Consider the following 12,433-nt stretch of genomic DNA (forward strand, 5'->3'; position numbering starts at 1 on the left):
ATTTGCGGCTTCCGAAGGGTTATGCAAAAAAGACATAATCGGATAAGGAAACGGCATTGGATTTCAAAACGGCCTTTTTCGACAATGCTGCTACTCGATCAACGCCGGAGCGTTCATGTCTTCCCAGCAGCAAGCCGCCCAATCTGCCCAATCAGCATTAACGTCGCAGTCCGTCCCCTCCTACCTGAATAGCGAAGACCTCGGCCCGTGGGGCAACTACCTGCGCCAGGTCGACCGCGTCGCGCCCTACCTCGGCTCGCTGTCACGCTGGCTGGAAACCCTGAAGCGCCCGAAGCGGATTCTGATCGTTGACGTGCCTATCGAACTCGATAACGGCACGGTCGCGCACTTCGAGGGCTACCGCGTGCAGCACAACGTGTCGCGCGGTCCAGGCAAGGGCGGCGTGCGTTATCACCAGGACGTGACGCTGTCGGAAGTGATGGCGCTGTCCGCGTGGATGTCGGTGAAAAACGCTGCGGTGAACGTTCCTTACGGCGGCGCGAAGGGCGGCATCCGCCTCGATCCGCGCAAGCTGTCGCGTGGTGAACTCGAGCGCGTCACGCGCCGCTACACCAGCGAAATCGGCATCATCATCGGACCGAACACCGACATTCCCGCGCCGGACGTGAACACGAACGAGCAGATCATGGCGTGGATGATGGACACGTACTCCATGAACCAGGGCCAAACGGCAACCGGCGTCGTGACCGGCAAGCCGATCACGCTCGGCGGTTCGCTCGGCCGCCGCGAAGCGACCGGCCGCGGCGTGTTCGTGGTCGGCTGCGAAGCGGCACGCCGCATCGGCTTCGATATCGAAGGCGCGCGCATTGCAGTGCAAGGTTTCGGCAACGTCGGCGGCATCGCGGCGCGTCTGTTCCAGGAAGCGGGTGCGAAGGTCGTCGCGGTGCAGGATCACACCGGCTCGCTGTACAAGTCGACCGGTATCGACGCCGTCGCGTTGCTGGAACATGTGGCGAAGACGGGCGGCGTGGGCGGTTTCGCCGAAGCCGACTCGGTGACGAACGAAGAGTTCTGGACCGTGGAATCGGACATCCTGATTCCGGCCGCGCTCGAAAACCAGATCACCGAAAAGAACGCCGGCAAGATCAAGACGAAGATCGTCGTGGAAGGCGCGAACGGCCCGACCACCACGGCCGCCGACGACATCCTGCACGACCGCGGCATCCTCGTGATTCCGGACGTGGTGGCCAACGCGGGCGGCGTGACGGTGTCGTACTTCGAATGGGTGCAGGATTTCTCGAGCTTCTTCTGGACCGAAGACGAGATCAACCAGCGCCTCGAGCGCGTGATGCGCGAAGCGTTTGCGGCCGTATGGCAAGTGTCGAGCGAGCAGAACGTTTCGGTGCGGACGGCGGCGTTTATCGTCGCGTGCAAGCGGATTTTGCAAGCGCGCGAAATGCGCGGTCTGTACCCCTGATCGCGGGCTTGTAAAGCGAACGGCGGATTCGCTACCTCGCGGATGCGCCGCGCATTTGAAGTAAATGCGCATGCCTGAACGCACTTCACAAGAGCGCGTGTTTTACCTGGCGGGCGGCATCGCGACGATGCTGCCCGCCTTTGCATATCCGGAAAGGTTGACCGGCTGCGCGAAGCCGCCGCCGACCAATAGCGGCGTGCACGCAACAACAATGGTTTATAGCCATACTTTCAGAATAATTACTTTGCTAAACTGGCGCCGGTTCTTGCCAAGGAGATCAAACATGAAGGTTAAAAAAGCTGCGCTGCTGCTCGCGACTCTCGGACTGTTTACGGTTGGCGCGCACGCGCAAGACGCCGGCACGCTGAAAAAGATCAAGGACACGGGCGTCATCGCGCTGGGTCATCGCGAGTCGTCGATTCCGTTTTCGTACTATGACGACAAGCAGGAAGTCATCGGCTATTCGCAGGAATTCGCGCTGAAGGTGGTCGAGGCGGTCAAGCAGAAGCTGAACGCGCCGAACCTGAAAGTGAAGCTGATTCCGGTTACGTCGCAAAACCGTATTCCGCTGGTGCAGAACGGCACCGTCGACATGGAATGCGGCTCAACCACGAATAACGCGGAACGCCAGCAACAAGTGGCGTTCTCTAACACGATCTTCGTGATCGGCACGCGTCTGATGACCAAGAAAGATTCGGGCATCAAGGACTGGGCCGACCTGAAGGGCAAGACGGTCGTCACGACCGCCGGCACCACGTCCGAGCGCCTGCTTCGCAAGATGAACCAGGACAAGAGCCTGGGCATGAACATCATCAGCGCGAAGGATCACGGCGAGTCGTTCCTGACGCTCTCCACCGGCCGCGCCGCTGCGTTCATGATGGACGACGCGCTGCTCGCCGGCGAGCGTGCAAAGTCGAACACGCCGAACGATTTCGTGATCGTCGGCGCGCCGCAGTCGCATGAAGCATACGGCTGCATGCTGCGCAAGAACGATCCGGAATTCAAGAAGGTCGTCGACGACGCAATCGCGAAGGTCGAAACTTCGGGCGAAGCCGACAAGATCTACAAGAAGTGGTTCGAATCGCCGATTCCGCCGAAGGGCTTGAACCTGAACTTCCCGGAAAGCGACGACATGAAGGCGCTTTACAAGAATCCGAATGACAAGGCAATCGATTAAACCTTAGCTGTTTTTTTGAAATGCTGAATGAAACGGAAGGGGCCACGCGCTTCTTCCGTTTCTTTTTGCTGGAGTCTTGGTCATGTCATATCACTGGAACTGGGGCATTCTGCTGAGTCCCGTCTCCACCGGCGAGCCGACCACTTATCTGGGCTGGCTGCTGTCGGGTTTCTGGGTGACGATTACCGTGTCGCTGTCGGCATGGGTGATCGCGCTGATCGTCGGCTCGTTGTTCGGTGTGCTGCGCACGGTGCCGAACAAGTGGGCGTCCGGCATCGGCACGCTCTACGTCGCGATTTTCCGCAATATTCCGCTGATCGTGCAGTTCTTTATCTGGTATCTGGTGATACCGGAGTTGCTGCCGGCATCCATCGGAAACTGGTTCAAGCAACTGCCGCCAGGCGCGCAGTTCTTTTCTTCCTCGATCATCTGTCTCGGGCTCTTCACCGCCGCGCGCGTGTGCGAGCAGGTGCGCTCGGGCATCAACGCGCTGCCGCGCGGCCAACGTGCCGCGGGGCTCGCGATGGGCTTCACGCAATGGCAGACGTATCGCTACGTGCTGCTGCCTGTCGCGTACCGGATCATCGTGCCGCCGCTCACGTCTGAGTTTCTGAATATCTTCAAGAACTCGGCGGTCGCGTCGACCATCGGTCTGCTCGATCTCTCCGCCCAGGCGCGACAGCTTGTCGACTACACGTCGCAGACCTACGAGTCGTTCATCGCTGTCACGCTCGCGTACGTGCTGATCAATCTGGTCGTCATGCAATTCATGCGCTGGGTCGAAGCCAAGACCCGGTTGCCCGGCTATATCGGAGGCAAGTGATGCACCATTTCGACTGGAGCGGTATTCCGGGCGCACTGCCTACGCTGTGGACGGGCGCGGTCGTCACCTTCAAGATCACGCTGATCGCGATCGTGATCGGCATTGTGTGGGGCACGGTTCTCGCCATGCTGCGGCTGTCGTCGTTCAAGCCTTTCGAGTGGTTCGCGAAGGGCTACGTGACGATTTTCCGTTCGATCCCGCTGGTCATGGTCCTGCTGTGGTTCTTCCTGATCGTGCCGCAACTGCTGCAGAACGTGCTCGGTCTGTCGGCGGATATCGACATTCGTCTCGCATCGGCAATGGTCGCTTTCTCGCTGTTCGAGGCGGCGTATTACTCCGAGATCATTCGCGCGGGGATTCAGTCCGTGCCGCGCGGGCAGGTCAACGCGTCGTTCGCGCTCGGCATGAACTACGCGCAGTCCATGCGTCTCGTGGTGCTGCCGCAGGCGTTCCGCGCGATGGTGCCGCTGCTGCTCACGCAGGGCATCGTGCTCTTCCAGGATACGTCGCTCGTCTACGTGATCAGCCTCGCCGACTTCTTCCGCACTGCCACGAATATTGGCGATCGTGACGGCACGAATGTCGAAATGGTACTGTTCGCGGGCGCGTGTTATTTCGTGATCTGCGTGGTCGCGTCGAGCCTTGTCAAAGGTCTTCAGAAAAAGGTCGCAAGATGATCTCTATCAAGAATGTTTCGAAGTGGTACGGCCAGTTTCAGGTGCTGACGGACTGCACGACGGAAGTCAAAAAGGGTGAAGTGGTGGTGGTGTGCGGACCGTCGGGTTCGGGCAAGTCCACGCTGATCAAGACCGTCAACGGACTCGAGCCGTTTCAGAAGGGCGAGATCGTCATCAACGGGCAGTCGCTGACGGACAAGAAAACCAATCTGTCGAAGCTGCGCTCGAAGGTCGGCATGGTGTTCCAGCACTTCGAACTGTTCCCGCATCTGTCGATCGTGCAAAACCTTACGCTCGCGCAGATCAAGGTGCTCGGCCGCTCGAAAGACGAAGCCTCGGCGAAGGGTCTGAAGCTGCTGGACCGCGTCGGCTTGCGCGCGCATGCGGACAAGTTTCCAGGGCAATTGTCGGGCGGTCAGCAGCAGCGTGTGGCGATTGCGCGCGCGTTGTCGATGGACCCGATTGCAATGCTGTTCGACGAGCCGACTTCGGCGCTTGATCCGGAAATGATCAACGAAGTGCTCGACGTGATGGTCGAACTCGCGCAGGAAGGCATGACCATGATGTGCGTCACGCACGAAATGGGCTTCGCGAAGAAGGTCGCGCATCGCGTGATCTTCATGGACAAGGGCTTGATCGTCGAGGACGACCGCAAGGACGACTTCTTCGACAATCCGAAGTCCGATCGCGCGAAGGATTTTCTGGCGAAGATCCTGCACTGAGCGCAAGCGTTGCCGCGTGGTTGTCGCGGTGGGCGCTTCAACGAAAAGCCGCTTGAAAAAGCGGCTTTTTTTATCGATGCGTGATCGCCGTGGCTACGACTTTCACGACTCGAAGGCGGCGGCGTCGTCGGCCGCTTCCAGATCGACTTCCAACTCAGCCGCGGCAGATTCGGCCGCCGCCGAAGCCGCAATCGTGCTCGCCGAAGCGGACGCGTCGAGCGCCGGATTGCGCAGCTTTTCCAGCACCGAGGCCGGCACCGGCACATTGACGCGGCCAATCACGTCGCCGTGCTGGAACATCAGCAGATCGCCTGGTTCGAACGCGGTCCACACTTCGTTGTCGGTCAGCGGCTGCGTCGCGATCACGGCGACGCGGTCTTCCGGCGTCGTGTACTTGGCGAAGTCGATGGACACGTCCGCGTCGACAAGATGCGCGGTGGAAAAGGGCCAGCGCCGCACGATGTAATGCAGATGCGTCGAGCAATGCGCAAATAGCGCCTGGCCGTTCGACATCAGGAAATTGAACACGCCGAATTGCGTGATTTCGCGCGTGAGCTTTTCGAGCGCGGCGAAGAGTTCGTTGAGCGGCGGTTGCTGCGCGCCGGGAAACGCCTTGCGCAAACCTTCGAGCAGCGCGCAGAAAGCGAGCTCGCTGTCGGTCGTGCCGACCGGCTGATACACGCCTGAGAGCACCGGCGAATAATCCTTCAGATCGCCGTTATGCGCGAAGATCCAGTGACGCCCCCACAGTTCGCGCATGAACGGGTGGCAGTTTTCCAGCAGAATGTGCCCTTGCGTCGCCTTGCGGATATGCGCGATCGTGTTCTTCGACTTGATCGGATAGCGCTTGACCATCTCGGCGATCGGCGAGGTAGCCGACGATTGATGGTCGATGAAAAGGCGACACGCTTTGTCTTCGAAGAAGGCGATACCCCAGCCGTCGGCATGGTGATCGGTGACGCCGCCGCGCGCCGCAAAGCCGGTGAACGAGAACGTGACGTCCGTCGGCGCGGCGCAGTTCATTCCTAGAAGTTGGCACATGTTGCGGGTAGGCCTGTGAACGGGGCGAGCCGTTACAATGATGATTTTCCAAGCATATCACCGAGCCACGAACGCCAAATTGCAAAATTGACGTGTGTTCAGGCCGCAACACGGCGGTTTGACCTCAGCGCCGGTGCATTGCTGGGGCGTTGTTCGCGCATCGTTCCGATTCGTCGTTGCGCCTTGTTCGGCTCTTATTCCGCTCCGTTCCGCTCTCGCTCTTTTCTCGCCATGACCGCTCCCAACGCTGCTTCCGCTTCCCTCGACTCCGTTACGCTCACCCGTCCTGACGACTGGCACCTGCACGTGCGCGACGGCGCCATGCTGGCGGCGGTGCTGCCGGATACCGCGCGCCAGTTCGGCCGCGCGATCATCATGCCGAACCTGAAGCCGCCGGTCACGACGACGGCGATGGCCCAGGCTTACCGCGAGCGGATCGTCGGCGCCATTCCGGCCGGCGCGCAGTTCGAGCCGCTGATGACGCTGTACCTGACCGACAACACGCCGCCCGATGAAATCCGCCGCGCGCGCGAAAGCGGCTTCGTGCACGGCGTGAAGCTCTATCCGGCCGGCGCGACGACGAACTCCGACGCGGGCGTGACCGACATCATGAAGTGCGCGAAAACGCTGGAAGTGATGCAGGAAACCGGCATGCCGCTGCTGGTGCACGGCGAAGTGACGGATTCGTCGATCGATCTGTTCGACCGCGAGAAGGTGTTCATCGACCGGGTCATGACGCCGCTGCGCCGCGAGTTTCCGGCGCTGAAGGTGGTGTTCGAGCACATCACCACGAAGGACGCCGTCGACTACATCCGCGAAGCCGGCGTCGCGCCGGAACTGCTGGGCGCGACGATCACCGCGCACCATCTGCTCTACAACCGCAACGCGATTTTCCAGGGCGGCATTCGCCCGCATTACTACTGCCTGCCGGTGCTCAAGCGTGAGACGCATCGGCTCGCGCTGGTCGAAGCGGCGACGTCGGGCAATCCGCGCTTCTTCCTCGGTACGGACAGCGCGCCGCATCCGAAGGGTTTGAAGGAACACGCGTGCGGCTGCGCGGGCTGCTACACGGCGCTGCACGCGCTCGAGTTGTACACCGAGGCTTTCGACAAAGCCGGCGCGCTCGACAAGCTCGAAGGCTTCGCGAGCTTCTACGGCGCGGATTTTTACGGTTTGCCGCGCAACGCGGGCAAGGTCACGCTGCGTCGCGAGGAATGGACGTTGCCGGCGGAATTGCCGGTCGGCGATACGCCGGTCGTGCCGCTGCGCGGCGGTGAATCGATTGGCTGGCGCCTGATCTGACGCGTGGGTGACGCGGAGATGGCGGAGCCCGAGGCGAGGCGCGAAACGGCGCCCGCAACGACTGAAGCGATACAACTCGACGTGAGCGCACGCCACGACGAAGGCCACGGCGCCGGCAATGAAGCGCTCTCGCCAGGCGCGCGGTCGGGCTTCGCCGCAATCGACTGGTCGAAGCCGTGGTTCGCGCCGTTCGCCGAGCGCGGCCAACGCTGGCAGCGCGCCGCGCTCACGAGCTACGCCGCGTTGCTCGCCGAAATGAACGCCGACGCGTCGAAGACGCGGCAAGTGACAGGCCGCGGCCAGCGGCTCGCGTTCATCGCGCAGGACGAGCTGCCGCCCGGCGCCGCCTACGAGGCGCACATTGCGTCCACCGGCTGCGTGCCGACGCGCCACAATCTGCACGACTTCTTCAACGCGTCGATGTGGTTTGCGTTTCCGCGCATCAAGGCGGCGCTGAACGCGCGGCAGTCGGCGGCCATCGACTTGCTGGGCGTCGGGCCGACGCGCGGCGGCGTGCGCGACGCGCTGACGCTCTTCGACGAAAACGCGCTGCTGTTTGCTTGCGCCGATCCGCGCTTGAGCGCTGCGCTGCGTCAGTTCGACTGGCGCACGCTGTTGCTCCAGCGGCGCGACGCATGGGGCGCATCGGGCGCGAGTTGCGAGGTGCGCTGCTTCGGCCACGCGCTGCTCGAAAAGCTGATCGCGCCGTTCAAGGCGTGCACCGGGCACGCGTGGATCGTCGACGTGCTGCCCGCGTACTTCGAATGGGACGCCGCTTCGCGCGACGCGTGGCTCGACGAGGCGGTCAGCGCCGCGTTGCTGAATACGGAAGCGTTGACGAGCCGTATGTTTGCGCCGCTTCCCGTGCTGGGCATCCCCGGCTGGTGGCCGGAAAACGAGACGCCGGCCTTCTATGACGACACGTCCGTATTCCGCGCGGGCCGGCGCGCAGATGTTAAAATCGGCGCCAGCAAAGCAGGCCAGGCAGTCGCGGCCTCGGCGGCTTCGGCCAAAGAGGGCGAGGAAAGTCCGGACTCCACAGGGCAGGGTGATGGCTAACGGCCATCCGTGGCGACACGCGGAACAGGGCAACAGAAAGCAAACCGCCGATGGCCCGGCGCAAGCCGGGATCAGGTAAGGGTGAAACGGTGCGGTAAGAGCGCACCGCGGCTGCTGCAAGGCAGACCGGCACGGTAACCTCCACCCGGAGCAATTCCAAGTAGGCAGGCGCGCATCTTCGAGATGCAGGACGGGGCCCCCGTCTCGTCTGCGGGTAGGAAGCTTGAGCGCGTCAGCAATGGCGCGCCTAGAGGAATGGCTGCCACGCGCGTCGCGTCTTCGGACGTTGCGCGTGCACAGAATCCGGCTTATCGGCCTGCTTTGCCACCACACAAACAAATGCCGGCGTCTTTTAGGGACGCCGGCATTTTTCGTTGATGCGGCCCGCGGGCCGCCACACTCAGTTCCGCTGGTTCAACTCGGCACGATATCGAACGAGTGGGTCAGTTCGGCCGTCTTCGCGATCATGATCGACGCCGAGCAATACTTGTCGTGCGACAGGTTGATCGCGCGCTCCACGGTCGCCGGGTTCAGGTTCTTGCCCGTCACAGTGAAGTGAAAATGAATCTTCGTGAACACCTTCGGATCTTCGCTGGCGCGCTCGGCCTTCAGCGTCACCGAGCAGCCGGCGATTTCCTGACGGCTTTTCTTCAGGATCATCACGACGTCGTAGGCCGTGCAACCGCCCGTGCCGAGCAAGACCATTTCCATCGGACGCGGCGCGAGATTGCGGCCGCCGCCTTCGGGCGCGCCGTCCATCGCGACCAGGTGGCCGCTGCCCGTCTCGGCCGCGAACGCCATCCCGTCTTGCCCCATCCAGCTTACTTTGCATTCCATGCTGTGCTCCACCGCGCTTCGACTATCGAGACGGCATTGTAGCCCGGCGTTTCGGTGTCCGCCCGAGGCGACGTCGGCGGGAAATTATGCGCAATCGCGGCTTGTATGTTGCGGCGCGGCATGGCGGGCGGCAGGGTGGAGTTCGAGATAAGTTTAGGGGTTTTACTCTAGAGGTCGCAGGCCACCCAAGCCGAAGCAGTCCACCGACGCCTTTATTTGCAAGTCCCACAACAAGCCGGGCCGCCGTCGCCATCCAACCACATTATGAAAATCGATTTCGCAATGCAAATGTTCTTGCGTCGCACAAGGATGCTTCATATAATTGCCTCATCGGTTGCAGCAGTGCGCAACCTCCGCTGTCTCCTCCACCTCCTCCTTTGGTGGATTAAACCCGAACCGCTAGTTCGGGTTTTTTTTCGCCCGCGCCGGCCTGCATGACGTGCGCTCGCGGGAGCCAATATCAGGCGGCTCCCGCACCAAATCCCGCACGTTTTGACTTGACGTCACAAATTCCTTTATAATTCAGGGCTTTTCCGCATCCGCGCCCGCGGAGGAAGAACCAGGGAGAGCCTGCACGCGCCTCGATGCGCACACTACAAGCAGGAAAAAATACATTGGGCGCAGCAATTTTTTTGGATCGATCATGAAGACGTTTTCCGCAAAAGCCCATGAGGTTACGCGTGAATGGTACGTGATTGACGCGACGGATAAGGTTCTCGGGCGTGTCGCCAGCGAAGTGGCACACCGTCTTCGCGGCAAGCACAAGCCTGAATTCACTCCGCACGTCGACACCGGTGATTTCATCATCGTTATCAACGCCGGCAAGCTGAAGGTCACGGGCAACAAGGCTACTGACAAGAAGTACTACCGTCACTCGGGCTACCCGGGCGGTATCTATGAAACGACGTTCGGCAAGATGCAGGAACGCTTCCCGGGCCGCGCGCTCGAGAAAGCGGTCAAGGGCATGCTGCCGAAGGGCCCGCTCGGCTACGCGATGATCAAGAAGCTGAAGGTCTACGCTGAAGCAACGCATCCGCATTCGGCACAACAGCCGAAAGCGCTCGAGATCTAAGGGGAGCCCACATGATCGGTAACTGGAATTACGGCACGGGCCGCCGCAAGAGCGCCGTCGCACGCGTCTTCATCAAGGCTGGCAAGGGCGAGATCATTGTCAACGGCAAGCCTATCGCCGATTACTTCTCGCGCGAAACGTCGCTGATGATCGTGCGTCAGCCGCTGGAACTCACGAACCACGGCGTCACGTTCGACATCAAGGTCAACGTGAACGGTGGCGGTGAAACGGGTCAAGCCGGTGCGGTTCGCCACGGCATCACCCGCGCGCTGATGGACTACGACGCAACGCTGAAGCCGGAACTGTCGAAGGCTGGCTTCGTTACGCGTGACGCTCGTGAAGTCGAACGTAAGAAGGTCGGCTTCCACAAGGCACGTCGCCGGAAGCAATTCTCGAAGCGTTAATCGTTTCGGGTGCGAACCGGCTTATCGCTGGAACGCAGCAAAAGCCGCCAACGCTATCGCGAAGGCGGCTTTTTTTATGGTGGCGGCACCCTGTAAGAACCCATTGATTTTGTGGGCATCAGCACGATATTGAGATCAGCCCTACAATAGCGGTTAGAAGCTTTCTGGAGAGTTCGAATGAACGCAGTCACCGACACACCCGTGACCGAGATGCCCGCCCCCTTCGTTTTTACCGACGCAGCGGCTGACAAGGTCAAGCAACTGATCGAAGAAGAAGGCAATGCGGACCTGAAACTGCGCGTTTTCGTGCAGGGCGGCGGCTGCTCGGGCTTTCAATACGGCTTTACGTTCGACGAAGCCGTCAACGAAGACGACACCGTCATGAACAAGAGCGGCGTGCAATTGTTGATCGATTCGATGAGCTACCAGTACCTGGTTGGCGCTGAGATCGACTACAAGGACGACATCAACGGCGCCCAGTTCGTGATCAAGAATCCGAACGCAAGCACCACTTGCGGTTGCGGTTCGTCGTTCTCGGTTTAAAGCCGGGTAGGCAGCGTATTGCATAAGAAACGGGGCTTCGGCCCCGTTTTTTTATTGGCGGCGCGGCAAAGCGAGAGCCTCCCTCCGCGCGAATCAACCGTCAGCGCGGATAAATCGCCCCCAGCACCCGCTCAGCGCTCGCACCCGTCACGGCCGGCAAACTGCCGGGCAGGCGCGCTACGCAGCGCATCGCGAGCCATGCAAACGCGAGCGGCTCGACCTGGCTCGGCGGCACGCCGAGCGCGTCGGTGGTCATCACCGGCACGCCGCTCGCGCCGCTATCGTCCAGCGCCTGCTGCAAGGCCTTCATGATCTCGGGATTTCGCGCGCCGCCGCCGCATACGTAGACCGCTTTCACATCCGATGCATGCCGTTCGATCTCTCGCGCCACCGACACCGCGGTCAGCGCGACGAGCGTCGCCTGCACATCGGCGGGTGCGAGTCCCGCGAACGGCTGCAGCCTGGCGTCGAGCCACTCGGCGTTGAACAGATCGCGCCCGGTGCTTTTGGGCGGCTGTTGCGCGAAGAACGGCTCGTCCAGCAGTGCATTCAGCAGCGGGCGGTCGACCTGGCCGCTGGCCGCGAAATGACCGTTTTCATCGAACGGCTTGCCGAGATGGCGTTGCGCCCATTCGTCGAGCAGCGCGTTTGCCGGCCCGCAATCGAAACCGCGCACGCTGCCGGTCGCATTCAGAATCGTGATATTGCTGATCCCGCCAAGATTGCAGACCACGCGCGTTTCATCCTTCGAGCCGAACACGGTTGCGTGAAACGCGGGCACGAGCGGCGCGCCCTGGCCGCCGGCGGCGACGTCGCGGCTGCGGAAATCGGCGATCACGTCGATATGCATCATTTCCGCGAGCAGCGCCGGGTTATTGATCTGCCGCGTATAGCCCTTTTCCGGCCGATGCCGCACCGTCTGCCCATGCACGCCGATCGCGCGTACCTCGGCGGCCGAGACGTGGCAGCCGCGCAGCAGCTCGTGACAGCACACGGTATATCGCGTGGCGAGCGCGTTGGCGGCGAGCGCCTCGCGTTCGATCTCGTTTTCGCCGGGCTGTTGCAGCGCGAACAGCGCCTCCCGCAGGCCCGCCGCGAAACCGACGAACGCCTCGGCCAGCACCACGGGCGGCTTCCCGTCGGCGAACCGGACGGCCACGCCGTCCACGCCGTCCATGCTCGTGCCTGACATCAATCCAAAGTAGACGCCGTCTGCGGGCTCTTGCGCCACGTTGCTGCTCCTGTCGATGATGAGTTGCGGGTTCATTGCCGCCAGCCGGCCGCTGTTTCTGCCGCCTGTTGGCGAAGGTTGTAGCAGATTATCGGCGCAAGCGCGGT

At 61.7% G+C, this 12,433-nt stretch carries 12 protein-coding genes, 1 other RNA gene and 1 pseudogene; 11 read left to right on the plus strand and 3 right to left on the minus strand.

Annotated features, from left to right (window positions below; translation table 11 throughout):
- Window positions 1–115 precede the first annotated feature (115 nt).
- From C8K18_RS17530 to C8K18_RS17550, 5 genes are all read left to right on the plus strand, one after another.
- A complete protein-coding gene (locus C8K18_RS17530) occupies window positions 116–1,438 on the plus strand; it encodes a Glu/Leu/Phe/Val dehydrogenase (RefSeq protein WP_006051918.1) in 1,323 nt (440 codons plus the stop codon).
- A 283-nt stretch (window positions 1,439–1,721) separates the two neighbouring features.
- On the plus strand, window positions 1,722–2,615 hold the full coding sequence (locus C8K18_RS17535) for a glutamate/aspartate ABC transporter substrate-binding protein (protein WP_006051919.1): 894 nt from the start codon (window positions 1,722–1,724) through the stop codon (window positions 2,613–2,615).
- Between the two features lie 82 nt (window positions 2,616–2,697).
- Window positions 2,698–3,438 carry an amino acid ABC transporter permease gene (locus C8K18_RS17540; protein ID WP_006051920.1) on the plus strand — a complete coding sequence of 247 codons (741 nt, stop codon included), beginning with the start codon at window positions 2,698–2,700 and terminating at the stop codon, window positions 3,436–3,438.
- Complete coding sequence (gene gltK / locus C8K18_RS17545) at window positions 3,438–4,115, plus strand: glutamate/aspartate ABC transporter permease GltK (protein WP_029968252.1); 678 nt, start codon at window positions 3,438–3,440, stop codon at window positions 4,113–4,115. Before C8K18_RS17540 ends, gltK begins: the two co-directional genes overlap by 1 nt.
- Window positions 4,112–4,837 (plus strand): amino acid ABC transporter ATP-binding protein, encoded by a 726-nt coding sequence (locus tag C8K18_RS17550; protein WP_006051922.1) that lies wholly within the window; start codon window positions 4,112–4,114, stop codon window positions 4,835–4,837. The genes gltK and C8K18_RS17550 overlap by 4 nt, the downstream gene beginning before the upstream one ends.
- Before the next feature lie 102 nt (window positions 4,838–4,939).
- On the opposite strand, the gene C8K18_RS17555 is transcribed toward C8K18_RS17550, so the two are convergent.
- Complete coding sequence (locus C8K18_RS17555) at window positions 4,940–5,878, minus strand: class II glutamine amidotransferase (RefSeq protein ID WP_029968250.1); 939 nt, start codon at window positions 5,876–5,878, stop codon at window positions 4,940–4,942.
- A gap of 231 nt (window positions 5,879–6,109) precedes the next feature.
- Between C8K18_RS17555 and pyrC the strand changes: the two genes are divergently transcribed.
- The 3 genes and pseudogenes from pyrC (at window position 6,110) to rnpB (ending at window position 8,566) form a co-directional block, all read left to right on the plus strand.
- Window positions 6,110–7,180 (plus strand): dihydroorotase, encoded by a 1,071-nt coding sequence (gene pyrC, locus C8K18_RS17560; RefSeq protein WP_107708568.1) that lies wholly within the window; start codon window positions 6,110–6,112, stop codon window positions 7,178–7,180.
- Between the two features lie 255 nt (window positions 7,181–7,435).
- Window positions 7,436–8,065, plus strand: a pseudogene (locus tag C8K18_RS17565) (DUF3025 domain-containing protein); the annotation flags it as partial.
- Between the two features lie 87 nt (window positions 8,066–8,152).
- Window positions 8,153–8,566, plus strand: an RNA gene (rnpB, locus tag C8K18_RS17570) — RNase P RNA component class A.
- Window positions 8,567–8,653: 87 nt separating this feature from the next.
- Here the strand turns inward: rnpB and C8K18_RS17575 are convergent.
- Window positions 8,654–9,076 (minus strand): OsmC family protein, encoded by a 423-nt coding sequence (locus C8K18_RS17575; protein WP_006053300.1) that lies wholly within the window; start codon window positions 9,074–9,076, stop codon window positions 8,654–8,656.
- Between the two features lie 643 nt (window positions 9,077–9,719).
- Between C8K18_RS17575 and rplM the strand changes: the two genes are divergently transcribed.
- The 3 genes from rplM (at window position 9,720) to erpA (ending at window position 11,095) form a co-directional block, all read left to right on the plus strand.
- Complete coding sequence (gene rplM, locus C8K18_RS17580; protein ID WP_020069304.1) at window positions 9,720–10,148, plus strand: 50S ribosomal protein L13; 429 nt, start codon at window positions 9,720–9,722, stop codon at window positions 10,146–10,148.
- Between the two features lie 11 nt (window positions 10,149–10,159).
- The gene (gene rpsI / locus C8K18_RS17585) at window positions 10,160–10,552 is read left to right on the plus strand and encodes a 30S ribosomal protein S9 (protein ID WP_007180423.1); all 393 of its coding nucleotides are present in this window, start codon (window positions 10,160–10,162) and stop codon (window positions 10,550–10,552) included.
- 177 nt (window positions 10,553–10,729) lie between these two features.
- A complete protein-coding gene (erpA, locus tag C8K18_RS17590; RefSeq protein ID WP_029968241.1) occupies window positions 10,730–11,095 on the plus strand; it encodes an iron-sulfur cluster insertion protein ErpA in 366 nt (121 codons plus the stop codon).
- A gap of 100 nt (window positions 11,096–11,195) precedes the next feature.
- On the opposite strand, the gene C8K18_RS17595 is transcribed toward erpA, so the two are convergent.
- Window positions 11,196–12,326, minus strand: coding sequence for an anhydro-N-acetylmuramic acid kinase (locus tag C8K18_RS17595; protein WP_107708759.1), 1,131 nt, complete (start codon window positions 12,324–12,326; stop codon window positions 11,196–11,198).
- Window positions 12,327–12,433 lie beyond the last annotated feature (107 nt).

It is taken from the genome of Paraburkholderia sp. GV068, from assembly GCF_003058125.1.
GTDB lineage: Bacteria > Pseudomonadota > Gammaproteobacteria > Burkholderiales > Burkholderiaceae > Paraburkholderia > Paraburkholderia graminis.